Origin of the sequence: Citrobacter sp. 50677481 (genome assembly GCF_001463265.1) — a bacterium.
Classification (GTDB): domain Bacteria; phylum Pseudomonadota; class Gammaproteobacteria; order Enterobacterales; family Enterobacteriaceae; genus Citrobacter_A; species Citrobacter_A sedlakii.
In genome coordinates this window covers 24,059-47,464 of the sequence record NZ_LNHZ01000058.1, presented here as the reverse complement: position 1 = coordinate 47,464, position 23,406 = coordinate 24,059, and the positions used below count along the sequence as shown (strand labels likewise).

General features: G+C 57.4%; 24 protein-coding genes, 3 tRNA genes and 1 riboswitch. Of the genes, 22 read left to right on the top strand and 5 right to left on the bottom strand.

Features of this window, described 5'->3' with window-relative positions; translation table 11 throughout:
* The first annotated feature begins 27 nt into the window (after nt 1-27).
* A riboswitch (cobalamin riboswitch) is annotated at nt 28-203 on the top strand.
* Nucleotides 204-291: 88 nt separating this feature from the next.
* From APU02_RS16110 to ldtA, 21 genes are all read left to right on the top strand, one after another.
* Nucleotides 292-1,671, top strand: coding sequence for a cobyrinate a,c-diamide synthase (locus APU02_RS16110; protein WP_060570648.1), 1,380 nt, complete (start codon nt 292-294; stop codon nt 1,669-1,671).
* Nucleotides 1,668-2,627: an adenosylcobinamide-phosphate synthase CbiB gene (cbiB, locus tag APU02_RS16105; RefSeq protein WP_060570647.1), complete on the top strand. Its 960-nt coding sequence runs from the start codon at nt 1,668-1,670 to the stop codon at nt 2,625-2,627. Before APU02_RS16110 ends, cbiB begins: the two co-directional genes overlap by 4 nt.
* A 10-nt stretch (nt 2,628-2,637) precedes the next feature.
* Nucleotides 2,638-3,270 (top strand): cobalt-precorrin-8 methylmutase, encoded by a 633-nt coding sequence (locus APU02_RS16100; protein WP_042284148.1) that lies wholly within the window; start codon nt 2,638-2,640, stop codon nt 3,268-3,270.
* Entirely contained in the window at nt 3,267-4,406 is a 1,140-nt protein-coding gene (gene cbiD, locus APU02_RS16095; protein WP_060570646.1) for a cobalt-precorrin-5B (C(1))-methyltransferase CbiD, read from the top strand. Before APU02_RS16100 ends, cbiD begins: the two co-directional genes overlap by 4 nt.
* Entirely contained in the window at nt 4,400-5,005 is a 606-nt protein-coding gene (locus APU02_RS16090) for a cobalt-precorrin-7 (C(5))-methyltransferase (protein ID WP_060570645.1), read from the top strand. The genes cbiD and APU02_RS16090 overlap by 7 nt, the downstream gene beginning before the upstream one ends.
* Complete coding sequence (locus APU02_RS16085; protein ID WP_042284138.1) at nt 4,995-5,564, top strand: decarboxylating cobalt-precorrin-6B (C(15))-methyltransferase; 570 nt, start codon at nt 4,995-4,997, stop codon at nt 5,562-5,564. Before APU02_RS16090 ends, APU02_RS16085 begins: the two co-directional genes overlap by 11 nt.
* Entirely contained in the window at nt 5,557-6,330 is a 774-nt protein-coding gene (locus APU02_RS16080) for a cobalt-precorrin-4 methyltransferase (protein WP_060570644.1), read from the top strand. Before APU02_RS16085 ends, APU02_RS16080 begins: the two co-directional genes overlap by 8 nt.
* Complete coding sequence (gene cbiG, locus APU02_RS16075; protein WP_060570643.1) at nt 6,311-7,366, top strand: cobalt-precorrin 5A hydrolase; 1,056 nt, start codon at nt 6,311-6,313, stop codon at nt 7,364-7,366. Before APU02_RS16080 ends, cbiG begins: the two co-directional genes overlap by 20 nt.
* Nucleotides 7,366-8,091 (top strand): precorrin-3B C(17)-methyltransferase, encoded by a 726-nt coding sequence (locus APU02_RS16070; protein ID WP_042284130.1) that lies wholly within the window; start codon nt 7,366-7,368, stop codon nt 8,089-8,091. The genes cbiG and APU02_RS16070 overlap by 1 nt, the downstream gene beginning before the upstream one ends.
* On the top strand, nt 8,088-8,888 hold the full coding sequence (locus APU02_RS16065; protein WP_060570642.1) for a cobalt-precorrin-6A reductase: 801 nt from the start codon (nt 8,088-8,090) through the stop codon (nt 8,886-8,888). Before APU02_RS16070 ends, APU02_RS16065 begins: the two co-directional genes overlap by 4 nt.
* Nucleotides 8,885-9,679: a sirohydrochlorin cobaltochelatase gene (locus APU02_RS16060; protein WP_060570641.1), complete on the top strand. Its 795-nt coding sequence runs from the start codon at nt 8,885-8,887 to the stop codon at nt 9,677-9,679. Before APU02_RS16065 ends, APU02_RS16060 begins: the two co-directional genes overlap by 4 nt.
* Nucleotides 9,676-10,389, top strand: coding sequence for a cobalt-factor II C(20)-methyltransferase (locus APU02_RS16055; protein ID WP_060570640.1), 714 nt, complete (start codon nt 9,676-9,678; stop codon nt 10,387-10,389). The genes APU02_RS16060 and APU02_RS16055 overlap by 4 nt, the downstream gene beginning before the upstream one ends.
* Nucleotides 10,386-11,123 (top strand): cobalt ECF transporter S component CbiM, encoded by a 738-nt coding sequence (gene cbiM, locus APU02_RS16050; protein WP_060570639.1) that lies wholly within the window; start codon nt 10,386-10,388, stop codon nt 11,121-11,123. Before APU02_RS16055 ends, cbiM begins: the two co-directional genes overlap by 4 nt.
* Nucleotide 11,124: 1 nt before the next feature.
* Nucleotides 11,125-11,406, top strand: a complete 282-nt coding sequence (locus APU02_RS16045; RefSeq protein WP_042284121.1) for an energy-coupling factor ABC transporter substrate-binding protein — start codon at nt 11,125-11,127, stop codon at nt 11,404-11,406.
* Nucleotides 11,393-12,070, top strand: coding sequence for an energy-coupling factor ABC transporter transmembrane protein (locus tag APU02_RS16040; protein WP_060570638.1), 678 nt, complete (start codon nt 11,393-11,395; stop codon nt 12,068-12,070). The genes APU02_RS16045 and APU02_RS16040 overlap by 14 nt, the downstream gene beginning before the upstream one ends.
* 8 nt (nt 12,071-12,078) lie before the next feature.
* A complete protein-coding gene (locus tag APU02_RS16035) occupies nt 12,079-12,903 on the top strand; it encodes an energy-coupling factor ABC transporter ATP-binding protein (RefSeq protein WP_060570637.1) in 825 nt (274 codons plus the stop codon).
* A complete protein-coding gene (locus APU02_RS16030) occupies nt 12,900-14,420 on the top strand; it encodes a cobyric acid synthase (protein WP_060570636.1) in 1,521 nt (506 codons plus the stop codon). Before APU02_RS16035 ends, APU02_RS16030 begins: the two co-directional genes overlap by 4 nt.
* Nucleotides 14,417-14,959: a bifunctional adenosylcobinamide kinase/adenosylcobinamide-phosphate guanylyltransferase gene (cobU, locus tag APU02_RS16025; RefSeq protein ID WP_042284113.1), complete on the top strand. Its 543-nt coding sequence runs from the start codon at nt 14,417-14,419 to the stop codon at nt 14,957-14,959. The genes APU02_RS16030 and cobU overlap by 4 nt, the downstream gene beginning before the upstream one ends.
* Nucleotides 14,956-15,699: an adenosylcobinamide-GDP ribazoletransferase gene (gene cobS / locus APU02_RS16020; protein WP_060570635.1), complete on the top strand. Its 744-nt coding sequence runs from the start codon at nt 14,956-14,958 to the stop codon at nt 15,697-15,699. Before cobU ends, cobS begins: the two co-directional genes overlap by 4 nt.
* Nucleotides 15,700-15,724: 25 nt before the next feature.
* Nucleotides 15,725-16,783 carry a nicotinate-nucleotide--dimethylbenzimidazole phosphoribosyltransferase gene (gene cobT, locus APU02_RS16015; RefSeq protein WP_060570634.1) on the top strand — a complete coding sequence of 353 codons (1,059 nt, stop codon included), beginning with the start codon at nt 15,725-15,727 and terminating at the stop codon, nt 16,781-16,783.
* Nucleotides 16,784-16,996: 213 nt separating this feature from the next.
* Complete coding sequence (ldtA, locus tag APU02_RS16010; RefSeq protein ID WP_060570633.1) at nt 16,997-17,929, top strand: L,D-transpeptidase; 933 nt, start codon at nt 16,997-16,999, stop codon at nt 17,927-17,929.
* Between the two features lie 61 nt (nt 17,930-17,990).
* Here the strand turns inward: ldtA and APU02_RS16005 are convergent.
* A tRNA-Asn gene (locus tag APU02_RS16005) sits at nt 17,991-18,066 on the bottom strand.
* A 99-nt stretch (nt 18,067-18,165) separates the two neighbouring features.
* A complete protein-coding gene (locus APU02_RS16000; RefSeq protein ID WP_060570632.1) occupies nt 18,166-19,653 on the bottom strand; it encodes an EmmdR/YeeO family multidrug/toxin efflux MATE transporter in 1,488 nt (495 codons plus the stop codon).
* Between the two features lie 160 nt (nt 19,654-19,813).
* On the opposite strand from APU02_RS16000, the gene APU02_RS15995 reads away from it, so the two are divergent.
* Nucleotides 19,814-19,889, top strand: a tRNA-Asn gene (locus APU02_RS15995).
* A gap of 56 nt (nt 19,890-19,945) precedes the next feature.
* Here APU02_RS15995 and APU02_RS15990 read toward each other — a convergent pair.
* The 3 genes from APU02_RS15990 to APU02_RS15980 form a co-directional block, all read right to left on the bottom strand.
* Complete coding sequence (locus APU02_RS15990; RefSeq protein WP_042284105.1) at nt 19,946-21,400, bottom strand: AMP nucleosidase; 1,455 nt, start codon at nt 21,398-21,400, stop codon at nt 19,946-19,948.
* Between the two features lie 115 nt (nt 21,401-21,515).
* Complete coding sequence (gene shiA, locus APU02_RS15985; protein ID WP_060570631.1) at nt 21,516-22,832, bottom strand: shikimate transporter; 1,317 nt, start codon at nt 22,830-22,832, stop codon at nt 21,516-21,518.
* Nucleotides 22,833-23,040: 208 nt separating this feature from the next.
* A tRNA-Asn gene (locus APU02_RS15980) sits at nt 23,041-23,116 on the bottom strand.
* Nucleotides 23,117-23,406: the final 290 nt, after the last annotated feature.

The following is a 23,406-nucleotide window of genomic DNA, read 5'->3' as shown; positions in this document are numbered from 1 at the left end:
TAAGATGATGAGCAGATGCCAGTCTGTTCATCATTGACGCCGACAGGTTAGACACATTTGTGTCAGGGAAGGGGGTGAAAATCCCCCGCAGCCCCCGCTGCTGTGATGCTGACGACCCCGTAAAGACCACTGATCGCAAGATTGGGAAGGACGGGAGAGGATGACGCTAAGCCAGAAGACCTGCCTGTCGGATACATTCAACAACTTCGGTGGGAAGTGGGTTGCTTTAAAACAGACAGTCGAAAGACTGGATGTCAGTACATCCCTACCACCCTGAACAGGATCAGGGTCATGGCGGCACAGCAGTATGCGTTTGTTCTGGCAGGTACCGGGAGTGGCTGTGGAAAAACCACAGTTACGTTGGGTCTGCTTAGCGCGCTAAAACAACGAGGGCTTCGCGTCCAGCCCTGTAAAGTCGGCCCTGACTATCTGGATACCGCCTGGCATACGGCGGTCTGCGGTACACCTTCCCGTAATCTCGACAGCTTTATGCTTCCCGAACCCGTCCTCAATGCGCTGTTTTGCGAGCAGATGCAGGAGGCGGATATCACCGTTATCGAAGGAGTGATGGGACTCTACGACGGATACGGCACCGATCCCGGCTATTGCAGTACCGCGGCGATGGCGAAACAGCTGGGGTGTCCGGTGATCCTGCTGGTGGATGGCAAGGCCGTTTCGACCTCCATTGCCGCGACGGTAATGGGATTTCAGCAATTCGACCCGACGCTTAACCTCGCGGGCGTGATGGTGAATCGCGTCAACAGCGAAGCGCATTTTCACTTGCTTAAAACGGCGATTGAGCGCTATTGCGCAGTGCCCGTGCTGGGTTATGTGCCGCACGTTGAGGGCGTTACGCTGCCGGAGCGCCATCTTGGACTGGTGACTGCCCGCGAGTCGGTGGTGACACAGCAACCCTGGCTGGATTTTGCCGCTACGCTGGAGCAGACGCTCAATATCGACCACCTTCTAGCGCTAAGCGAAATAGCAACCTTACCACAGGGCGCATGGCCGGAATTACCCGCACAGGACGCCGGAAAGGGACTCACGCTGGCGATGGCCGACGACGAAGCGTTTAATTTTTACTATCCCGATAACGTGACGTTGCTGGAGCGTACCGGCGTGAAGATCGTCCGCTTCAGCCCGCTGCATGACCGGGTTTTACCCGACTGTCAGATGGTCTGGCTGGGTGGTGGCTATCCTGAACTGCATGCCAGCGCGCTGGCGGCTAACGGCACGATGCTGGCGAGTCTGCGCGAAGCGCACCAGCGTGGCGTCGCCATTTATGCCGAGTGCGGCGGGTTAATGTACCTCGGTACGCAACTGGAGGACGCCGGTGGATTCGTGCATTACATGGCGGATATCCTTCCCGGTTACAGCAAAATGGGGGAACGGTTGACCCGCTTTGGCTACTGCGAAGCGCAGGCGCTGCAGCCAACCCTGCTGGCGGCGGAAGGCGAAATCCTGCGCGGCCATGAATTTCACTACTCCGATTTTTTCCCGCAAATTTCCGCTGTGATGGCCTGTTGCAAGGTGCGCGACGGTAAAACGCTGCAGCAGTGGTCCGGCGGCTGGCAGGCAGGTAATACTTTCGCCAGTTATCTGCATGTCCATTTTGCCCAACGTCCGCTCATGCTGACCCGCTGGCTGCAGGCAGCGAGGGAGGCGTTATGACACTGTTTGCGTGGTGTGTCGCCTGGCTCCTCGACGTTATGGTTGGCGACCCGCAGCACTGGCCGCACCCGGTGCGCTGGATAGGCAACCTGATTACCGTCGTACAGCGGACGGTTCGTCGTCATTGCCACAGCGAGCGTGCGCTGCGCATCGGTGGCGGCGTGATGTGGCTGGTGGTGGTGGGGGTGACGTGGGCGGCGGCCTGGGGCGCGTTGACCGCCGCCCGGCTGATCCATCCGTGGCTGGGCGGGTTGGTGGAGGTGTGGATGATTTTCACCGTGCTGGCCGGTCGCTGTCTGGCCAATGCCGCCAGAGACGTGGAACGCCCGCTGCGCGCGGGGGATCTCGCCGCCAGCCGGGAGAAATTGTCGTGGATTGTCGGTCGTGACACCTCGCAGCTGGCTCCACAACAAATAAACCGGGCGGTGGTGGAAACCGTCGCAGAAAATACCGTCGACGGCATTATTGCGCCGCTGTTCTTTCTTATGCTGGGCGGCGCGCCGCTGGCGATGGCCTATAAAGCGGTCAACACCCTGGACTCGATGGTGGGCTACAAGCACGAAAAGTACCGGGCGATCGGCATGGTCAGCGCCCGTCTTGATGACCTCGCAAACTTTCTTCCCGCCCGGTTGAGCTGGCTGCTGCTGAGCGCCGCGGCATTTTTGTGCCGCAACGACGGCGCGCGCGCCCTGCGTATTGGCTGGCGTGATCGCTATAACCACAGCAGCCCTAACTGCGCGTGGGCGGAAGCGCCCGTGGCCGGCGCGCTGGGCATTCGCCTCGGCGGTCCAAATGACTATTTTGGCGAGCGCGTTGAAAAGCCGTGGATTGGCGACGCGCAGCGCGAGATTACCGTAAATGACATTCCCCAAACGATTCGACTGATGTGGGTTGCGTCCACGCTGGCCCTGGCGCTGTTTATGTTGACGCGCTGGCTGGTGGTTGGCATGGCCTGAGGATTAAACAATGCATTACATCCAACAACCGATGGCGATAGAGGCCAAAAGCTTCGACATCATTGGCGAGATCATCCATGAAACGCGCCCGGAATACCGCTTCGCCAGCCCACTGCATGAGGCCATTATCAAGCGTGTCATCCACACCACCGCCGATTTTGACTGGCTCGATATTCTCTGGTTTTCCGATGATGCACTCTCCCGACTTTGTGCGGCGCTGCGTCGTCCGTCAGTGATCTACACCGATACCACGATGGCGCTGTCGGGGATCAACAAAACGCTACTGGCGAAATTCGGCGGTGAGTGCCGTTGCTACATCAGCGATCCGCGGGTGGTGGCGCAGGCGAAAGCACAGGGGATCACTCGCTCAATGGCGGCCGTGGATATTGCCGTGACGGAAGAGAGCGAGAAAGTGTTTGTTTTCGGCAATGCCCCCACCGCGTTATTTCGTCTGCTTGAACATGATGCGGCGGTGAATGGGGTGGTCGGCGTACCGGTCGGATTCGTCGGAGCGGCGGAATCAAAAGAGGCGCTGACGCGCAGCCCATTACCCGCGATTGCCGCCCTCGGACGTAAAGGCGGCAGCAACGTCGCAGCGGCAATTATCAACGCCATCCTTTATCATCTTGAGGGGGCGCGATGAGCGATCAGACGTTTGATGCTCCCGTCTGGCACAACGGTAAAGCGTTGCGAAAAGGCTATACCACCGGTTCGTGCGCCACGGCGGCGGCAAAAGTCGCGGCGCTGATGGTGCTGCGCCAGCATTTGATCCATCAAATTTCCATCGTCACGCCGTCCGGCGTCACGCTGTGCCTTAATGTGGAATCACCGCACATTGAAGGCCAGCAGGCGATTGCCGCGATCCGCAAAGACGGCGGGGATGATGTCGACGCTACACACGGCATGTTGATTTTCGCCCGCGTGACGCTGAACGACAGCGGTGAAATAACGCTGCTGGGCGGGGAGGGGGTTGGCACCGTTACGCGTAAAGGTATTGGTCTGCCGATTGGCAGCGCCGCTATTAACCGCACGCCACGTCATACCATTGAATCGGCGGTGCGAGAGGCGATAGGCCCGGCGCGCGGCGCGGAAATTGAAATATTCGCGCCGGAAGGCGAAGCGCGGGCGCAAAAAACCTACAACTCGCGGTTGGGGATCGTTGGCGGCATTTCCATTATCGGCACCACCGGCATCGTGACGCCAATGTCGGAGGAAAGCTGGAAGCGATCACTGTCGCTGGAGCTGGAGATTAAGCGCGCCGAGGGGCTTGAACGGGTGGTGCTGGTGCCGGGCAATCATGGCGAGCGCTTCGTGCGCGAGCAAATGGGGATTGACAGCAAGGTGGTGGTCACCATGAGTAACTTCGTCGGTTACATGATTGAAGAAGCGGTGCGGCTCGGTTTCCGCCACATCGTTCTGGTCGGTCATCCGGGGAAGCTAATCAAAATCGCCGCCGGGATCTTCCATACCCATAGCCATATTGCCGATGCGCGAATGGAAACGCTGGTGGCGCACCTGGCGCTGCTCGGCGCACCGCTGACGCTGTTGAGAGAGGTCAGCGACTGCGACACTACCGAGGCGGCGATGGAACATATCGACGCGTATGGCTATCAGCGCATTTATGACCATCTTGCGGAACGCATCTGCCTGCGCGTGAAGCAGATGCTGCGCTTTACCAAAACCCCGCCGACCTGCGACGCCATTATGTTCTCGTTCGATAACCAGGTACTGGGAAGCAACCGTCCTCTCGGGGCGATAGCTCAGGAGTTGCAATGTTAACGGTGGCAGGAATGGGGCCTGCGGGCTTGCATCTGATGACGCCTGCCGCGCGGGACGCGGTGGCGAATGCCGACGTGCTGGTGGGAGGTAAACGTCACTTGCAGCAGTTTCCGGCGTTTCAGGGGGCAAGGTTTACGCTCGGCGCCAATATTCCGGCGCTGCTGGCATGGATTGAGACGCAGCAGGATAAAAATGTGGTGGTCCTCGCCTCTGGCGATCCGTTGTTTTATGGCATCGGTACGCGGCTGGTCGCGCACTTTGGCATTGAGCGGGTACGCATTATTCCCGGGATCAGCGCCGTGCAGTATCTCTGCGCCCGGTCAGGTATCGACATGAACGACATGTGGTTAACCAGCAGCCACGGGCGCAGCGTCTGTTTCGATACGCTGGCTGCGCATCGCAAAGTGGCGATGGTCACCGACGCGCAGTGCGGGCCGCGGGATATCGCCGCGCAGCTGGTGGCGCGCGGCAAAGGCGATAGCTGGATGGTGATTGGCGAGAACCTGGCGATGGACAATGAACGGATCCACTGGCTGCGCGCCAGTGAGGTTCAGGCCGACTACGAGATGAATGCGGTGGTGATCTTAGATGAAAGATGAGCTTTTTCTGCGCGGTGGAAACGTGCCGATGACCAAAGAGGCGGTACGGGCGATTGCGCTGGCAAAACTGGAGCTACACCGGGCCAGTCACCTGATTGATATTGGCGCGGGAACGGGCAGCGTCTCTATAGAGGCGGCGTTACGCTATCCCTCTTTGCACGTGACGGCCATCGAACGTAACCCGGCGGCGCTACGGCTGCTGGACGAGAATCGTCAACATTTTGCCTGTCCGAATATCGATATCCTGCCGGGGGAAGCCCCCATGATGTTGACCGAAAAAGCCGACGCGGTGTTTATGGGCGGCAGCGGCGGCCATTTGACCGGGCTTATTGACTGGTCGCTGCGTCAGTTGCACCCGCGCGGACGTCTGGTAATGACCTTCATCTTACAGGAAAACCTCAACGCCGCGCTGGCGCATTTGCAGCAGTTGGACATACACGACGTTGACTGCCTGCAACTGCAAGTGTCGTCCCTGACCGCGCTCGGCAGCGGCCATTTTTTCAAACCGAACAACCCTGTGTTTGTCATCGCCTGTCAGAAGGAAGAACGCTATGTCTGAGACATTTGATCCCCGCTGTGTGTGGTTCGTTGGTGCCGGTCCGGGCGACCGCGAGCTGATTACTCTCAAGGGCTACCGCTTACTGCAACAGGCGCAGGTGGTGATTTATGCCGGTTCGCTGATCAACACCGAACTGCTTGAGTATTGTCCTGAGGGAGCCGAGTGCCATGACAGCGCGGCGTTGCACCTTGAGCAGATCCTCGATCTCATGGAAGCGGGCGTGAAGGCCGGGAAAACGGTGGTACGTCTGCAAACCGGGGACGTTTCGTTATATGGCTCGGTGCGTGAGCAGGGTGAGGAACTGACCAAACGCGATATTCCCTGGCAAGTGGTGCCGGGCGTCAGCGCGTTTCTTGGCGCGGCGGCGGAACTGGGTGTTGAGTACACCGTGCCGGAGGTGTCCCAGAGTCTGATCATCACCCGGCTTGAAGGGCGTACGCCGGTGCCGGAGCGGGAGCAGCTTGAGTCCTTCGCCAGCCACCGTACCTCAATGGCGATTTATCTTTCGGTACAGCGCATTCATCGGGTGGCGGAACGGCTGATTGACGGCGGCTACCCGGCGACTACCCCTGTGGCGGTGATTTACAAAGCCACCTGGCCGGAAAGTCAGACCGTGCGCGGCACCTTAGCGGACATCGCAGACCGCGTGCGTGACGCCGGGATCCGCAAAACGGCGCTGATTCTGGTCGGGGATTTCCTGGGTGAGGAGTACCACTACTCAAAACTGTATGCGGCGGACTTTAGCCATGAATACCGTAAAGCCTGAATCCATTGCCCTGTTTTGCCTGACGCCCGGCGGGGTGCAACTGGCGAAACGGCTGGCGGCGATGCTGCCGCTGACCTGTTTTACCAGCGAGAAGCTGCTTGAGGACGGTTTTTTGCCGTTTGACGGCGGTTTCGCCCAGGCGGCGCGTGACGCGTTTAGTCATTATTCAGCGCTGATTTTTATTGGCGCGACCGGCATTGCGGTCCGCGTACTGGCGCCGCTTGTGAACGACAAGTTCAGCGATCCGGCGGTGGTGGTTATTGACGAACGCGGCCAGCACGTTATCAGCCTTCTTTCCGGCCATGCGGGCGGAGCAAATGCGCTGACCCGCTATCTGGCGGGGATTCTGGGCGCGGATCCGGTGATTACCACGGCGACCGACGTTAATGACATGGCGGCGCTGGATACCCTCGCTTTTCAGCTTAACGCGCGCATGAATGATTTCCGCGCGGCGGTCAAAGTGGTCAACCAGATGCTGGTGAGCAATCAGCGGGTCGGTTTGTGGTGGGATACCGAACTGGACGAAGACGTGCGCCACTGCGACCGCCGCGGATTTATCACCGTGACCGATCTCAGGCAGTTACCCGAGCTGGATGCGCTGGTGTGTATCACCTTGCGTGACGAACTGCCTGATATTCCAGTGCGTCACTGGAAGCTGGTGCCGCAGCGCGTGGTGGCCGGAATCGGCTGTCGTCGGGATACGCCGTTTCCGCTGCTGGCGGCGCTGCTGGCGCGTCAGCTCGCCGCGCAGCGTTTTGACCCGCTCGCCCTGAAAGCCATTGGCAGCGTGTCGCTAAAAAAAGATGAAGAAGGGTTGATTCAGCTCGCGTCATGCTGGCGCGTGCCGTTTGAAACCTTTAGCGCTGACGTGTTGCGTGAACATGAGCACCGCTTTCCGGCATCGTCGTTTGTTCGCCAGACGGTAGGCGTCGGAAGTGTGTCGGGGCCGGCAGCCTGGCTGCTGAGTCATGGGCAGTTGTTAGGCGAAACCCTGCGGGAACAGGGCGTCACTATTACTTTAGGAGTTTCATACTGATGTTAAGCGTAATTGGAATCGGCCCTGGCTCACAAGCCATGATGACCATGGAAGCGGTGGAGGCGTTGCAGGCGGCGGAGATCGTCGTGGGCTACAAAACCTACACCCATCTGGTGAAAGCTTTTACCGGCGACAAGCAGGTCATCAAAACCGGAATGTGCAAGGAGATTGAACGCTGCCAGGCGGCGATTGAGCTGGCGCAGGCCGGACATAATGTGGCGCTGATCAGTAGCGGCGACGCTGGCATTTATGGCATGGCGGGACTTGTGCTGGAGCTAGTCAGCAAGCAGCAACTGGACGTAGAGGTACGTCTGATCCCCGGCATGACCGCCAGCATTGCCGCTGCTTCACTGCTTGGCGCGCCGCTGATGCATGATTTCTGCCACATCAGCCTGAGCGACTTGCTTACGCCGTGGGAGGTGATTGAAAAGCGCATCGTCGCCGCCGGGGAAGCTGACTTTGTTATTTGCTTCTATAACCCACGCAGCCGGGGCCGTGAGGGGCATCTGGCGCGGGCGTTTGAACTGCTTTCCGCCAGCAAAAGCGCGCAAACGCCGGTCGGGGTCGTGAAGTCAGCGGGCCGCAAAAAACAGGAGAAATGGTTGACCACGCTCGGTGAAATGGATTTTACGCCGGTGGACATGACCAGCCTGGTGATTGTGGGCAACAAAGCCACCTATGTGCGGGAGGGGCTGATGATCACGCCAAGAGGCTACGCACTGTGAGTGGCGGCGAGGTGCTGGTGGTAGGGGGAACCAGTGACGCCCGGGCGATCTGCCAGCAACTGGATGCCGCCAACGTGGCGTATACCCTGTCTGTGGCGACACCGACCGGGAAACAGTTGGCGGGGGATATCAAAGGTCAGGTGCGCTGCGGACGGCTGGAGCAGGAACAAATGGTCAACTGGCTGAAGGAAAACGGCACGCGCTGGGTGATAGACGCTTCTCATCCGTATGCCGAAATAGTGAGCCGCAACATCATGCGCGCCTGCGAGCAGGCTGGCGTCTTGCTCAGTCGCTATCAGCGTCCCGAACAGCTCCGTGACTTAACGCATCCGCTGCTTTACACCGTAAACAGTATAGCCGACGCCTGTGAAGTGGCAGGACGGTTGGGCGAGCGCGTTTTGCTGACGACCGGCAGTAAAGATTTGGCGAACTGGCGTGCGGGGTTACCGGAGAAAACCCTGCTTGCCCGGGTACTGCCGGTGCCTGAAGTGATAGCGCAATGTGCAGAACTTGGCTTTGGCGTCGGGGAAATATTCGCGCTTTGTGGTCCATTCAGCGCAGAGTTTAACGCCGCATTTTACCGCCAGTGTCAGGCTGACGTCGTGATAACCAAAGCCTCAGGCGCTGAGGGGGGGTATCAGGAAAAAGTTCAACCCTGTCTGGATGCAGGGATCCCTTGCATCGTCATTACCCGTCCGGCACCGCTGGTGACGGGAGAAGAATTACTGGAAAGTCAGGCCGCATTTGCTCAGCGTCTGTCACGCTGGCTGGCCGCTGCTAAAGGAGTCATACAATGAAAAAAGCGCTTCTGGTGGTCAGCTTTGGCACCAGCTATCACGATACCTGCGAGAAAAACATTGTCTCCTGCGAACGCGATCTTGCCGCAAGTTGTCCCGATCGGGATCTGTTTCGCGCGTTTACCTCGGGAATGATTATTCGCAAATTGCGCCAGCGGGACGGCATCGACATCGACACGCCGTTGCAGGCGCTGCAAAAGCTTGCCGAACAGGGCTATCAGGACGTGGCGATTCAGTCGCTGCACATTATTAACGGCGACGAATACGAGAAAATTGTTCGCGAAGTGCAGACGATGCGGCCACTGTTTTCCCGTCTGACTCTGGGGGTGCCGCTGCTGAGCAGTCATGACGACTACACGCAGTTGATGTGCGCCTTGCAGCAGCAGATGCCCACGCTGGGCGAGGGTGAAAAGGTGGTATTTATGGGCCACGGCGCCAGTCATCATGCCTTTGCCGCCTATGCCTGCCTTGACCATATGATGACCGCGCAGGGCTTTCCGGCCCGCGTCGGCGCGGTAGAAAGCTATCCGGAAGTGGGGGTGCTGATCGACAGTCTGTGTAAAGAAGGCATCCGTGCCGTTCATCTCATGCCGCTGATGCTGGTGGCGGGGGACCATGCGATTAACGACATGGCTTCTGACGAAGAGGATTCATGGAAAACCCTGTTCAATGCGGCCGGTATCCCGGCGACACCGTGGCTGAGTGGACTTGGCGAAAATCCGGCGGTACGTGCGATGTTTGTCGCGCATCTGCAGCAGGCGCTGAACATGGCGATGGAGGCGGCGGCATGAGCGGAAAACTTTACGCGCTGAGCACCGGGCCGGGCGCCGCGGATCTGATTACCGTTCGCGCCGCCCGTATTCTGGGGTCGCTGGATATTCTCTATGCTCCGGCGGGGCGGAAGGGCGGTGACAGCCTGGCGCTTTCCATTGTTCGCGAATACGTCGGCGCGAAAACTGAAATCCGCTGTTGTCACTTTCCCATGAGCGCGGACAGCGCGGAAAAAGAGGCGGTCTGGGACGACGTCGCCGCCGCGCTGGTTCAGGCGGTGACCGCCGGAAAACAGGTGGGTTTCATTACCCTTGGCGACGCTATGCTGTTCAGCACCTGGGTCTTTTTGCTCCAGCGCATCGGCTGCCCGGACTGGCTCGACATTGTTCCCGGCGTCACGTCATTCGCCGCCATCGCCGCGCGGTCGAAAACCCCGCTGGCGATGGAGCAGCAGTCGCTGGCGGTAGTTTCGTGCACGGCGCCGGAAGCGGACATTCTCCGCGCCTTACATCAGCATGACAGCCTGGTACTGATGAAGGTATATGGTCGCTTCGCACGCATTAAGGCGCTACTGAAGCAGGCCGGGTTGCTGGAGTGCGCGCTGATGATGTCGGAAGCCACCCTGCCTGGCGAACAGTGTTGGCGACATCTCAATGAGGTTAGCGACGACCAGCCGTTGCCTTATTTCTCGACCATTCTGGTCAATAAACAGTGGGAGAATGCACAATGAAACGTGAACAGCAGCTGAAAAAGCTGTCATTCAGTGGTCTGGCTGCGGCGCTATTGCTGATGCTCGTGCCCGAGCAGGCGTTCGCGATGCACATTATGGAAGGCTTTTTACCGCCGATGTGGGCGCTCGCCTGGTGGCTGCTGTTTTTACCGTGTCTGTGGTACGGGCTGGTGCGCCTGCGTCAGATTGTGATGGAAGACAGCCATCAGAAGGTTCTGTTGGCGCTGTGCGGCGCGTTTATTTTTGTGCTGTCCGCACTGAAGATCCCCTCTGTGACGGGCAGTTGTTCTCATCCTACCGGCGTCGGGCTGGCGGTGATCCTGTTTGGTCCGGGGGTGGTAGCCGTGCTTGGCGCCATCGTGCTGCTGTTCCAGGCGCTGCTGCTGGCGCACGGCGGCCTGACGACGCTCGGTGCAAACGGTATGTCGATGGCGGTGATTGGCCCGGTTGTTGGCTATCTGGTGTGGAAAATGGCCTGTCGCGCCGGGCTGCGTCGTGATGTCTGCGTCTTTCTTTGCGCCATGCTGGCGGATCTGGTGACGTATTTTGTCACGTCGGTCCAGCTTGGCGTGGCTTTCCCGGATCCGCAGGCGGGGGCCACCGGATCGGTCATTAAATTCATGGGGATCTTCTGCCTGACGCAAATCCCGATTGCTATCGCTGAAGGGCTGTTGACCGTCATGATTTATGACCAGTTGACGAAACGGCAACTCATAACCGCACAAGGACATTAAGATGAAAAAGACGCTGATACTGCTGGCGATGGTCGTTGCCCTCGTTATTCTGCCGTTTTTTATCAACCACGGCGGAGAATACGGCGGCTCGGATGGCGAAGCGGAAAGCCAGATTCAGGTCGTCGCGCCGCACTATGAGCCGTGGTTCCAGCCGCTGTACGAGCCGGCCAGCGGTGAAATTGAAAGCCTGCTGTTTACGTTGCAGGGGTCACTTGGCGCGGCGGTGATTTTCTATATTCTTGGTTATACCAAAGGCAGACAACGCCGTGATGACCGGGCTTGACAGACTAAGCTACCAAAGCCGTTGGCTTCATATAGCACCGGAGCGTAAGTTTGTGCTCTGGTTGCTGATGATGGTGCTGGCCTTTACCCTGCCGCCCTGGGGGCAGGGTATTGAACTGGCGCTGATAGCCGGTTTAACCTGCTGGCTGCTGCGTATTTCGTTTGGCTGTTGGTGTCGCTGGATGGCGCTGCCGTTTGGTTTTTTAGCGGTGGGCGTGATTACCATTCTCCTCAGCATTAGCCGCGATCCGCAGACGTTGCTGGCGGCGTTTCCGGTTGGCGACTTCTGGCTTGGGGTCAGCGCCCAGGGCTTACAGACGGCGAATGAGACGTTCTGGCGCAGCCTGGCTGCGCTGGCCGCTACCTTCTGGCTGGTGCTGAATCTGCCGTTTCCCCAGTTGATCACGTTACTCAGGCGGGCGCATGTCCCCCGCCTGCTGACCGAGCAGATCCTGCTGACCTGGCGCTTCATCTTTATTCTGTTAGACGAAGCGCTGGCGATTCATCGCGCGCAAACGCTGCGTTTTGGTTATAAAAGTTTGCCAAAAGGCTACCGTTCGCTGGCGATGCTGGTGGGTTTACTGTTTACCCGGGTGCTGATTCGTTATCAGCAAATGACTGCGACGCTGGATATCAAACTGTATCAGGGTGATTTTCACCTGTAAGGAATCACATGCTTGCCACCGCCGATCTCTGGTTTCGCTATCAGGAAACGCAGGTACTTAAAGGGCTGACGCTGGATTTTTCAGCACATGCTGTCACCGGGCTGGTGGGGGCGAACGGCTGCGGGAAATCGACGTTATTCATGAACCTGAGCGGCCTGCTGCGGCCGCAGCAGGGGGCGGTACTTTGGCAGGGGAAACCACTGGACTACAGCAAACGCGGCCTGCTGGCGCTGCGTCAGCAGGTGGCGACAGTGTTTCAGGACCCCGATCAACAAATCTTTTATACCGATATCGACAGCGATATCGCCTTCAGCCTGCGTAATCTTGGCGTCGCGGAAGATGAGATCGCCCGCCGGGTTGATGATGCGCTGACGTTGGTGGATGCCCGGCATTTTCGCCAGCAGCCGATCCAGTGTTTAAGCCACGGGCAGAAGAAGCGCGTGGCAATCGCCGGAGCACTGGTGCTGCGCGCGAAATATCTGTTGCTGGATGAACCGACGGCGGGGCTGGATCCCTCTGGTCGTCGCCAGATGATCGACATCATTAAACGTATCGTGGCGCAGGGAAATCACGTGGTGATTTCCAGTCATGATATCGATCTCATTTATGAAGTTAGCGATGCCGTCTATGTGCTTAACCGTGGTGAAGTGCTGGCGTACGGTGCGCCGGGCGACGTTTTTGCCCAAAGCGCGTTAATTGAACTCGCCGGATTAACCCCGCCCTGGCTGGTCAAACTGCACGCGCAGTTGGGGCTGCCGCTGTGCAAAACCGAAGATGAATTTTTTAGCCGCATGCGGCAACACACTTTTCATTCGATCAAGGAGGCGTCATGACGCAGGCGATTATGTTGCAGGGGACGGCGTCTGACGTCGGTAAAAGCGTGCTGGTAGCGGGACTGTGCCGCATCTTTTATCAGGACGGTCTGCGCGCCGCGCCGTTTAAATCGCAGAATATGGCGCTTAATTCCGGCATCACGCCGGACGGTAAAGAGATGGGGCGCGCGCAAATTTTCCAGGCGGAAGCTGCTGGCATTTCCCCTGATGTACGGATGAACCCGGTGCTGTTAAAACCGACCAGCGATCGCAAGGCCCAGATAGTGTTGATGGGGCAGGTGGCGACTGACATGGATGCCGTAAGCTATCACGACTATAAACCGCGCCTGCGCGAGCAGATCCTCTCGGTGTATACCAGTCTGGCGCAGGAATTCGACGTCCTGGTGTTGGAAGGCGCGGGCAGTCCGGCGGAAATTAATCTCCGTGACCGGGATATCGTCAATATGGGCATGGCGGAGATGGCGAAGTGCCCGGTGATCCTTGTTGCGGATATCGACCGGGGCGGGGTTTTCGCCTCAATCTTTGGCACGCTGGCGCTGCTGCGCGAACATGAGCGCGCGCGGGTGAAAGGGGTGATCATTAATAAATTTCGCGGCGATGTGGCGCTACTTTATTCCGGCATTGAGCAGATCGAAAACCTGACCGGCGTCCCTGTGCTGGGCGTGATGCCATGGCTGGATGTCGATCTGGAGGATGAGGACGGTGTGGCGCTGCAAAAAGGAAAGTATCTGCGTACCGACAGACGCGACATCAACATTGCGGTGATTCAGGTACCGCACATCTCCAATTTTACCGATTTTAATGCGCTGGCGGCGCAGCCGGACGTCAGAGTGCGCTACGTTCGTCAGCCGGAGGAACTGGCTGATGCTGACTTGCTGATCCTGCCTGGCAGCAAAAACACGCTCGGCGATTTAGTGTGGTTGCGGGAAAGCGGCATGGCGCACGCGGTGATGCAGGCGCACCGGAGAAATGTACCGGTCTTCGGGATCTGCGGCGGTTATCAGATGCTTGGGGAAAGCATAATTGACGAGGTGGAGTCGGGGCTGGGCACCCTTCCGGGGCTGGGACTGCTTGGCACTGTGACCCATTTTGCCTGGCATAAAACCACCACCCAGGTGGATGCGACACTGTCGGCCTCGCTGCCCGGGTGGCTGTCAGCAGCGGCGGGGCTGCCGGTGCGCGGTTATGAAATTCATATGGGCGAAACGACGCTGACCGGAGACAGCCAGCCGGTGATGCAACTGCATAAGAACGGGGAGCACGTGGCGGATGGCGCAGTAACCGCTGACGGGCTGGCGTTTGGCACATATCTGCACGGCCTTTTTGACAGCGATGATTTTACCCGCGCGCTGATTAATGGGTTGCGTATGCGTAAAGGGCTGGAACCGCTGGATTCCACCTTTCAGTACGCGCAATATAAATCGCAGCAGTTTGATCTGCTGGCGGATGCGATGCGGCAACACATCGATATTGAGAAAATCTATACCATCATGCAAAACCATCAGGAGCCCGTATGATTCTCGTCACCGGCGGCGCGCGCAGCGGGAAAAGCCGTCATGCGGAAGCCTTGATCGCCGAATGCCCCCACGTATTGTACATCGCCACCTCGCAAATCGTTGACGAGGAGATGGCGGCTCGCATTCAGCATCATCGCGACGGGCGTCCAGCGCACTGGCGTACGGCCGAACGCTGGCAGCGTCTGGATGAGCTGATTGGCGCAGATAACGCGCCTGACGACGCTATTTTGCTGGAGTGCATTACGACCATGGTCACCAATCTGCTTTTTGCCTGTGGCGGCGACAGCGATCCCGACGGCTGGGATTATGCCGCGCTGGAAAAGGCGATTGACGCGGAGATCCAGACGCTCATTAGCGCCTGTCAGCGCTCACCGGCAACGGTTGTGCTGGTGACGAACGAAGTGGGGATGGGGATCGTTCCGGAAAACCGGCTGGCGCGCCATTTTCGGGATATTGCCGGGCGCGTTAATCAGCGTCTTGCGGCTGCGGCGGATGAAGTCTGGCTGGTGGTATCAGGCATTGGAGTCAAAATTAAATGAGTAAGTTGTTCTGGGCGATGCTCTCTTTTATCACCCGTTTACCGGTTCCGGCGCGCTGGTCGTCAGGGCTGGAGTTTGAGCACTATTCGCGCGGGATTATCACCTTCCCGGTCATTGGCCTGTTGCTTGGGGGACTGAGCGGTGCGGTGTTTTTGCTGTTTGAGAATTGGTGCGGTATTCCGTTGGCGGCGCTGTTCAGCGTGTTAGCGCTGGCGTTGATGACCGGCGGCTTTCATCTTGACGGCCTGGCGGATACCTGTGACGGCGTTTTCTCCGCGCGCAGCCGCGAGCGGATGCTGGAGATCATGCGTGACAGCCGCCTCGGCACCCACGGCGGGCTGGCGCTGATTTTTGTTCTGCTGGCGAAAGTGCTGGTGGTCAGTGAGCTGGCGCTACGGGGCACGCCGATGCTGGCGGCGCTGGCGGCGACCTGTGCGGTGGGACGAGGTTTAGCCGTTCTGCTGATGTACCGCCACCGCTATGCCCGGGAAGAAGGCCTGGGGAATGTGTTTATCGGCCACGTCACCGGGACCCAGACCTGTATCACTCTCGGCCTGTCAGTGATTTTTGCCGCTGTTCTGCTCCCGGGAATGCACGGCGTTGGGGCAATGATTGTGGCTGCCGCAGCTATTTTCCTGCTTGGACAACTGTTGAAACGCACGCTGGGCGGGCAAACCGGCGACACGCTTGGGGCAGCCATCGAACTGGGTGAGCTGGTCTTCCTGCTGGCTCTGCTGTGAGTCAGCCAACATAACGAGAACCCTTATGCAGACGTTAACCTCTTTACTTCACCACATTCCGCCGACAGACCGTGATGCAATGGCGCGTGCCCAGCAGCATATCGATGGCCTGCTTAAGCCGCCGGGCAGCCTTGGTCGCCTGGAGGCCCTCGCTGTGCAACTGGCGGGAATGCCGGGCCTGAAGGGCGTACCGCACGTCGCGGATAAAGCGATGCTGGTGATGTGTGCCGATCATGGTGTATGGGACGAAGGGGTGGCGGTTTCGCCAAAAGCGGTGACCGCTATTCAGGCGGCTAATATGACGCGGGGTACCACGGGCGTGTGTGTGCTGGCGGCGCAGGCAGGAGCGAAGGTACATGTGATTGACGTGGGCATTGACGCCGACCCGATACCCGGCGTGGTAAATATGCGCGTGGCGCGCGGATGCGGCAACATCGCCAGCGGCCCGGCAATGAGTCGCGGCCAGGCAGAGGAACTGTTGTTGGAGGTGATTCGTTACACTCGGGAGCTGGCGCAAAACGGCGTGACCTTATTTGGCGTCGGCGAACTGGGAATGGCAAACACCACGCCTGCCGCGGCGATTGTCAGCGTGATCACTGGTAGCGAAGCCGAAGCTGTGGTGGGCATTGGCGCGAATTTGCCGCTTTCGCGCATTGGCAATAAGGTGGCGGTGGTTCGCCGCGCCATTGCCGTTAATCAGCCCGATCCGCGAGATGGCATCGACGTATTAGCCAAAGTCGGCGGCTTTGACCTGGTCGGTATGGCGGGAGTGATGCTGGGGGCGGCGTCCTGTGGATTACCGGTGCTGCTGGACGGCTTCCTTTCCTATTCCGCCGCGCTGGCTGTTTGTCAGATCGCCCCACAGAGTAAGCCCTATCTGATCCCTTCGCATTTTTCGGCTGAAAAGGGCGCGCGGATAGCACTGGGGCATCTGGAGCTGGAACCTTATCTTAATATGGGAATGCGGCTGGGCGAAGGCAGCGGCGCGGCGCTGGCGATGCCGATTGTCGAAGCTGCCTGCGCGATGTACAGCAATATGGGACAGTTAGCTGCCAGCAATATTGTTTTACCCGACGGCAGATAATCTGCCCTGCGCCAGCATTGACGTTCTCCGGCCTGAACATCTCGTGGTGTCAGGCCTTTCTTATGTTGATCAACAAAACCCGCCCGCGAGCCAGATCGCAAAGATTCTGTACTTTTGTATCGGGGCGCTGGCCGTGCGGGATCGCCAGGAATTAGATAATACAGTTATAAAAGCTATAATTTCCCGATATCTGTCGTGATTGAGGAAAGGGAAATGAGACCTCGAGTGAAAGGCTTCTGTTCGTTATTACTGCTGCTGGCCGGGCAGAGCGCGCTGGCGGTGACTTATCCGTTGCCGCCGGAAGGCAGCAGACTGGTGGGCACACCGCTGACGATAACGGTGCCGGAGAATAATACCCAACCGTTGGAGGCGTTTGCCGCTCAGTATGGACAGGGCTTAAGCAACATGCTGGAAGCGAATCCGGATGTTGACGTCTTCCTGCCGACGTCTGGCTCTACGCTGGTGGTGCCGCAGCAGCTCATTCTGCCCGCCACGGTGCGTCAGGGGATTGTGGTTAACGTTGCGGAAATGCGGCTGTACTATTATCCGCAGGACAGCAATACGGTTGAAGTCCTTCCGATTGGCATTGGTCAGGCGGGACGTGAGACGCCGCGTAATTGGGTGACCACCGTGCAGCGTAAGCAGGAAGCGCCGAGCTGGACGCCGACGGCGAATACCCGGCGCGAATACGCAAAACGAGGGGAAACGCTGCCAGCGTTCGTGCCAGCCGGGCCGGACAATCCGATGGGGCTGTATGCGATCTATATCGGTAAGCTGTATGCCATTCATGGCACAAATGCGAATTTCGGTATCGGCCTGCGCGTGAGTCAGGGCTGCATTCGCTTACGTAATGACGATATTAAGTATCTGTTTGATAATGTTCCGGTTGGCACACGGGTACAAATTATCGATCAGCCGATAAAAATGACGGCTGAACCGGATGGAAGCCGTTGGGTTGAGGTGCATGAACCGCTTTCGCGTAATCGTGTGGAATTCGAGTCTGACAAAAAAGTTCCGCTGCCTGTCACCCCTGTTATGCGCACCTTTATGGCGGGCGAGGGCGTGGATGTACATCGGGTCAGCGAGACGCTTGAACGCCGCTCAGGTATGCCGGTGAAGATCACTCACGAACACGTCGGTATCTGAAGCTAAACAGACGAAAACGGAAAAAGCAAAAAGCCCGCTAAAAAGCGGGCTTCTTTAAATCTGGCTCCTCTGACTGGACTCGAACCAGTGACATACGGATTAACAGTCCGCCGTTCTACCGACTGAACTACAGAGGAATCGTGTGAACGGGGCGCATATTAGCGACGCTGAATGTTAATGTCAAAGCCTGAATACGCTTTTGCGTTTGTTTGCCGAAATATTCTTCATTTCGCTGTTTATTCCGCCGCGACCGGCGTTTTTGTCGCCTTTTCGCGTTCCGGACGTGGGTATTTCCATAGCCAGCGACCGCTGACCATACGCCAGTAAAACAGCGCTGCGCGTACTGCCCAGTCAAAAAACATCCCCATCCACACACCGACCACGCCCCAGCCCAATACGATCCCAAGCGCATAGCCCGCCACAACGCGACAGCCCCACATTCCCAGCATCGATACCCACATAGCAAAGCGCGCGTCGCGTGCTCCTTTAAATCCGGAGGGTAGCACCCACGATGCTGCCCAGATAGGCATAAACGCCGCGTTGAGCCAGATAAGAACCACGACAACGTCTTTGACGTCCTGATCGTGGGTATAAAATGATGCCATAAGTCCAGCAAACGGGGCGCTCAGCCAGGCGATGGCGGTTAAGCCAATAGTTGAAAGCCAGAACACGTGGCGCAACTGGATTTCCGCCTGTGCGATCTGACCATTTCCCAGACGTCTGCCGGTAATAATCGTCGATGCTGACCCCAGCGCGTTACCGGGCAGGTTGATCAGCGCGGCAATAGAAAAGGCAATAAAATTACCCGCGATGACGCTGGTGCCCATGCCAGCAACAAACATTTGCGTTAGCAGTTTGCCGCCGTTAAACAACACTGACTCAATGCTGGCAGGGATGCCAATCCCCATCACTTCCCAGATAATGGCGAAGTTAAGCGGTTTGAAATAGCTTTTGAGCGGAATGCGTAGCGCAGGATTAAAGCCAATCATCAGCACCCAGATAATGGCCGCCGCGCCAATATAGCGTGAGATCGTTAATCCGAGCCCCGCACCGACAAAGCCAAGACCTTGCCATGAAAAAATACCGTAAATAAGGATGCTGCTGATAATGATATTGAGGATGTTCATCCCGCCATTAATCAGCAGTGGGATTTTTGTGTTGCCCGCGCCGCGTAGCGCGCCGCTGCCAATGAGGGCAATGGCAGCGGCAGGGTAGCTGAGGACGGTTAATTCAAGGTACGTCAGCGCCAGCGCTTTAACTTCCGTTGTCGCCTCTCCGGCGACGACATTGATAATCTGCTCGCCAAAATAGTGAATCACCGCCGCCAGTATCACCGCGAACAGCGTCATGATGACCAGCGACTGTCTGGCTGCTGCCCGGGCGCGTCGGCGGTCGCGCTTACCGAGGCTAAACGCCACCACAACCGTCGTACCCAGGTCGATAGCCGCGAAAAACGCCATAATGACCATATTGAAACTGTCGGCAAGGCCGACGCCCGCCATGGCTTCTTTACCCAGCCAGCTAACGAGGAACGTACTGAGTACGCCCATGAGCAGTACGCAGGTATTTTCAAGAAAAATGGGGACGGCAAGCGGGGTAATTTCTCGCCAAAAAAGCACCTTATAACTCTTGCGTTTAGCGTACCAGGGCGTGCGGGCGACGGCCTGGCGTAGAGCAGTGGAGACGTTCAAAATTGACCTTAGAGAAGAAAGTTGAAACCACATTTCAAATGATGAGGGAGAAAGTAAAAAGCTGCAAAGTTTTTTCCCTGGAAAATGGCCGTAATTGCAACAAATTGTTGAGAGAAACGGCAACTGAACGTTGTTGTTGGAAATGGGGTTTGACAAAAGATTTTTCGCCGTTAAGATAAGCCTCCACAACGATTCCTCTGTAGTTCAGTCGGTAGAACGGCGGACTGTTAATCCGTATGTCACTGGTTCGAGTCCAGTCAGAGGAGCCAGATTTAAAGAAGCCCGCTTTTTAGCGGGCTTTTTGCTTTTCGGATTCAGAAGAAAATCAACGGAACGGTGGTTCGTTGAAGGTACGCAGCTTGCGTGAGTGCAGGCGGTCGCCTTCCGCGCGCAGCAGGTCAATGGCGCGAATGCCGATTTGCAGGTGCTCTGAGATCGCGCCCTCATAGAAACGGTTCGCCTGGCCGGGCAGTTTGATCTCGCCATGCAGCGGTTTATCTGACACGCACAGCAGCGTTCCATACGGCACCCGGAAGCGATAACCCTGTGCGGCGATGGTCGCGCTTTCCATATCAATCGCGACTGCGCGGCTCAGGTTAAATCGCAGCGCCGAGGCTGAATAACGCAGCTCCCAGTTGCGATCGGAAGTGGTGACCACGGTACCGGTACGCAGCCGCTGTTTCACCTCTTCACCCGGCATACCGCTGACCAGCTTCGTGGCGTCATACAGCGCGCGCTGGACTTCCGCGATGCTTGGGATTGGAATATCCGGGGGCAGTACCGCATCCAGCACCTGATCGTCGCGCAGGTAAGCATGCGCGAGCACATAATCGCCTATAGCCTGACTTTCGCGCAGACCACCGCAGTGGCCAATCATCAACCAGACGTCAGGGCGCAGCACCGCCAGGTGATCGCAAATGGTCTTGGCGTTTGACGGACCCACCCCAATATTCACCAGCGTAATGCCTTGCCCATCGGCGGTGATAAGGTGCCAGGCGGGCATCTGATGCTTTTTCCACGCCAGATCCGAAATCGCTTCTTCGGGCGCTTCTGTTTCTGCCGTAATCCAGATACCGCCCGCGCAGGAAAGGGCAATATAAGGACTGTCCGGATCGAGGATCTGACTGCATCCCCAACGGACAAACTCATCAACATAACGGGTGTAGTTAGTGAACAAGACAAACGGCTGAAAATGCTCCACCGGGGTACCCGTGTAATGGCGTAGCCGCGCGAGGGAAAAATCGACCCGGCGCGCATCAAAATGCGACAGCGGCGAAAATTCTGCCGGATGATAAATACCGTCTGCCGTTTCATCACCAATCTGCGCCAGCTCAGTGGTGGGGAAGTGTCGGGTTAACCCGGCGCTCATGGAACGGTCCAGCGTCAGCTCGGATCCGTCAATCACGTAGGGGTAGGGGATCTCATGCTGTGAAGGCTCTACGGTGATATGCGCGTCGTAATCCTGATAAAGCAGTGTAAGCTGTTCTTCAAGATAGCGACGGAACAGCGTCGGGCGAGTGACGGTAGTTGAGTAACATCCCGCGTGAGTGAAGCGACCATAGGCGCGCGTTTTTGGCGGGTTGGTGGCATTACCGTCCCAGCTCACGGAAAGCGACGGATAAACAAAAAGACCTTTATTGCGGGCGGTGATATCGGGAAGCTCCCCGGTTTCAATGTACTGGCCAATGGCACTGCGCAACGCCTGAACCGACTGCTCATATAGCGCGTCAAGTTTTTCCAACGCTTGCGCTGGCGTCAGGCTGGAGCCCTTACTCTTCATCTGTGTCTCCTTGTTTTACAGGTGTACTGCTCACCCGATAGTATGTCAGGCGTTTATGAAACAAAAGTGAGAGTTTTTGAGAGGATGCGAGAGCCGAATGGCTCTCGCAATACGATCAGGCGTGTTGCTTATCTTTCATAAATAATGCGGTGAGGGTTGAAATCAGGCAACCTGCCAGTAAATAGAGGGCGACACTGTGCCAGCTCCCACCAAAGAAGGCGACCAGCGCAGCGGCGATGAAAGGCGTAAAGCCGCCGCCCACGACGCTCGCCACCTGGTAACCGACTCCCGCCCCGCTGTAGCGATAACCTGCGCCAAACATGCCGGTAAACATCGGCTGCTGAACGCAAACCACCATGTCATGCGCGATGTTGGCAAGCATGATGGAAAAGAACACAATCCAGAACAGAGATTGCGCTTCAAGCGCCATAAAGAAGGGAAACGCGCTGAGCGTCCCTATCAACGCTCCGGTAATATAGACGCGACGACGACCAAAACGATCGGCCATCCAGGCGAAAAGAGGGATGGTCAGGCAGCTTAATCCACCGACCAGCAGGCCGATATTCAAAAAAAGCTCACGTGGCAGACCGAGATTCTGCGTCGAATAGTTCAGCGCAAACGCGGTAACGATATACATCGTCAGAAGCTCACACAGGCGCAGAGCGATAATTTTCAAAAACGCGCCAGGATGTTGTGCGAGCGCTTCGAGAACCGGCAACCGCTTTTTCGCCTCGGGCGCTTGTTCTCTTTGTTGCTCAAATTCGGCGGATTCTTCCATTCCGTTTCGCACCCACAGCGCGCCCAGCACCAGAACGATGCTGAACAGGAAGGGTATACGCCAGCCCCAACTCAGAAACTGCTCATCGGTAGTCAGATAGCTGATTAACGACACCAGCCCCGTCGAGAGCAACAGACCGACGCCGTATCCCACTTGTACGCCACTGCTGTAAAACGCTTTTTTGTGTTCTGGCGCACTTTCAACTGAGAGTAACGCCGCGCCGCCCCATTCGCCCCCCACGGCAAAGCCCTGAATCGCGCGCAGCATGACCAGCATAACTGGCGCCCACCAGCCGATAGTGGCGAATGAAGGCAGGATACCGATTAGCGCAGTGGCAATTCCCATCATCCAGACGGTGAGCATCAGCATCCGTTTGCGCCCCAGACGATCGCCGAAGTGGCCGAAAATCACCCCACCAAGCGGGCGGAACAGGAACCCGACGCCAAAGGTCGCAAAGGCAGCGAGCGTACCCATCGCCGGACTGACCTGAGGGAAAAATTCGCTATTAAAGACCAGCGCGGCGGTGATGCCATAAAGCAGAAAGTCATACCAGTCGACAACCGCGCCGGCAAAACTGCCCAGCGCAGCGCGCCGGGCACGATGAAGTGAAGGTGTTTGCTCCTGCGCGGAAGCGGAGATGAGGGTGGAATCCATAGTAATCCTGTCAGTACTGTTTTTATTATTAGTATGGGAATCAAGGTCACACACATTGCGGCCGACGTATAAGTGGCTGTTATGAGACTACCGCGACAGGCTGAAAGAGAAAACGATTTTTATTCTTGTTTGGCGAAGAACAGGAAAATATAGGCTTTATGGTGAGAAGGAAAGCAAAAAGCCCGCTAAAAGCGGGCTTTTTTAAATTTGGCTCCTCTGACTGGACTCGAACCAGTGACATACGGATTAACAGTCCGCCGTTCTACCGACTGAACTACAGAGGAATCGTGTGAACGGGGCGCATATTAACGAGGGTGCCCGATGTTGTCAAAGGGGGAAATACGATTGTGCGTTTGTTTGTCGACAAAACCAGCAAAGCGGCGAACTTCTGATCGTTGATCTTGCCCTCTTCTGGTGCAGTGCTACCCCGAATGGGGCAGATCAAAAAGTGCTGACGGCACAGGGCCATAAGCGGAACAATCATAAGCGCTTATTTTTTGGGAGGTTAAGACGCGCGAAAACCTTGATAAGAAACTGGCAAGCATCTTGCAATTCTCTCCTGACATCACTGCCA

Coding starts and splice junctions, on each gene's coding strand:
- cbiB (WP_060570647.1), top strand. CDS start 1,668: ATGACACTGTTTGCGTGGTGTGTCGCCTGGCTCCTCGACGTTATGGTT.
- cobU (WP_042284113.1), top strand. CDS start 14,417: ATGATTCTCGTCACCGGCGGCGCGCGCAGCGGGAAAAGCCGTCATGCG.
- APU02_RS16000 (WP_060570632.1), bottom strand. CDS start 19,653: ATGTGGTTTCAACTTTCTTCTCTAAGGTCAATTTTGAACGTCTCCACT.
- APU02_RS16070 (WP_042284130.1), top strand. CDS start 7,366: ATGTTAAGCGTAATTGGAATCGGCCCTGGCTCACAAGCCATGATGACC.
- APU02_RS16035 (WP_060570637.1), top strand. CDS start 12,079: ATGCTTGCCACCGCCGATCTCTGGTTTCGCTATCAGGAAACGCAGGTA.
- APU02_RS16055 (WP_060570640.1), top strand. CDS start 9,676: ATGAGCGGAAAACTTTACGCGCTGAGCACCGGGCCGGGCGCCGCGGAT.
- cobS (WP_060570635.1), top strand. CDS start 14,956: ATGAGTAAGTTGTTCTGGGCGATGCTCTCTTTTATCACCCGTTTACCG.
- APU02_RS16110 (WP_060570648.1), top strand. CDS start 292: ATGGCGGCACAGCAGTATGCGTTTGTTCTGGCAGGTACCGGGAGTGGC.
- APU02_RS16060 (WP_060570641.1), top strand. CDS start 8,885: ATGAAAAAAGCGCTTCTGGTGGTCAGCTTTGGCACCAGCTATCACGAT.
- APU02_RS16090 (WP_060570645.1), top strand. CDS start 4,400: ATGTTAACGGTGGCAGGAATGGGGCCTGCGGGCTTGCATCTGATGACG.
- cbiM (WP_060570639.1), top strand. CDS start 10,386: ATGAAACGTGAACAGCAGCTGAAAAAGCTGTCATTCAGTGGTCTGGCT.
- ldtA (WP_060570633.1), top strand. CDS start 16,997: ATGAGACCTCGAGTGAAAGGCTTCTGTTCGTTATTACTGCTGCTGGCC.
- cbiG (WP_060570643.1), top strand. CDS start 6,311: ATGAATACCGTAAAGCCTGAATCCATTGCCCTGTTTTGCCTGACGCCC.
- shiA (WP_060570631.1), bottom strand. CDS start 22,832: ATGGATTCCACCCTCATCTCCGCTTCCGCGCAGGAGCAAACACCTTCA.
- cbiD (WP_060570646.1), top strand. CDS start 3,267: ATGAGCGATCAGACGTTTGATGCTCCCGTCTGGCACAACGGTAAAGCG.
- APU02_RS16045 (WP_042284121.1), top strand. CDS start 11,125: ATGAAAAAGACGCTGATACTGCTGGCGATGGTCGTTGCCCTCGTTATT.
- APU02_RS15990 (WP_042284105.1), bottom strand. CDS start 21,400: ATGAAGAGTAAGGGCTCCAGCCTGACGCCAGCGCAAGCGTTGGAAAAA.
- APU02_RS16085 (WP_042284138.1), top strand. CDS start 4,995: ATGAAAGATGAGCTTTTTCTGCGCGGTGGAAACGTGCCGATGACCAAA.
- APU02_RS16040 (WP_060570638.1), top strand. CDS start 11,393: ATGACCGGGCTTGACAGACTAAGCTACCAAAGCCGTTGGCTTCATATA.
- cobT (WP_060570634.1), top strand. CDS start 15,725: ATGCAGACGTTAACCTCTTTACTTCACCACATTCCGCCGACAGACCGT.
- APU02_RS16030 (WP_060570636.1), top strand. CDS start 12,900: ATGACGCAGGCGATTATGTTGCAGGGGACGGCGTCTGACGTCGGTAAA.
- APU02_RS16100 (WP_042284148.1), top strand. CDS start 2,638: ATGCATTACATCCAACAACCGATGGCGATAGAGGCCAAAAGCTTCGAC.
- APU02_RS16080 (WP_060570644.1), top strand. CDS start 5,557: ATGTCTGAGACATTTGATCCCCGCTGTGTGTGGTTCGTTGGTGCCGGT.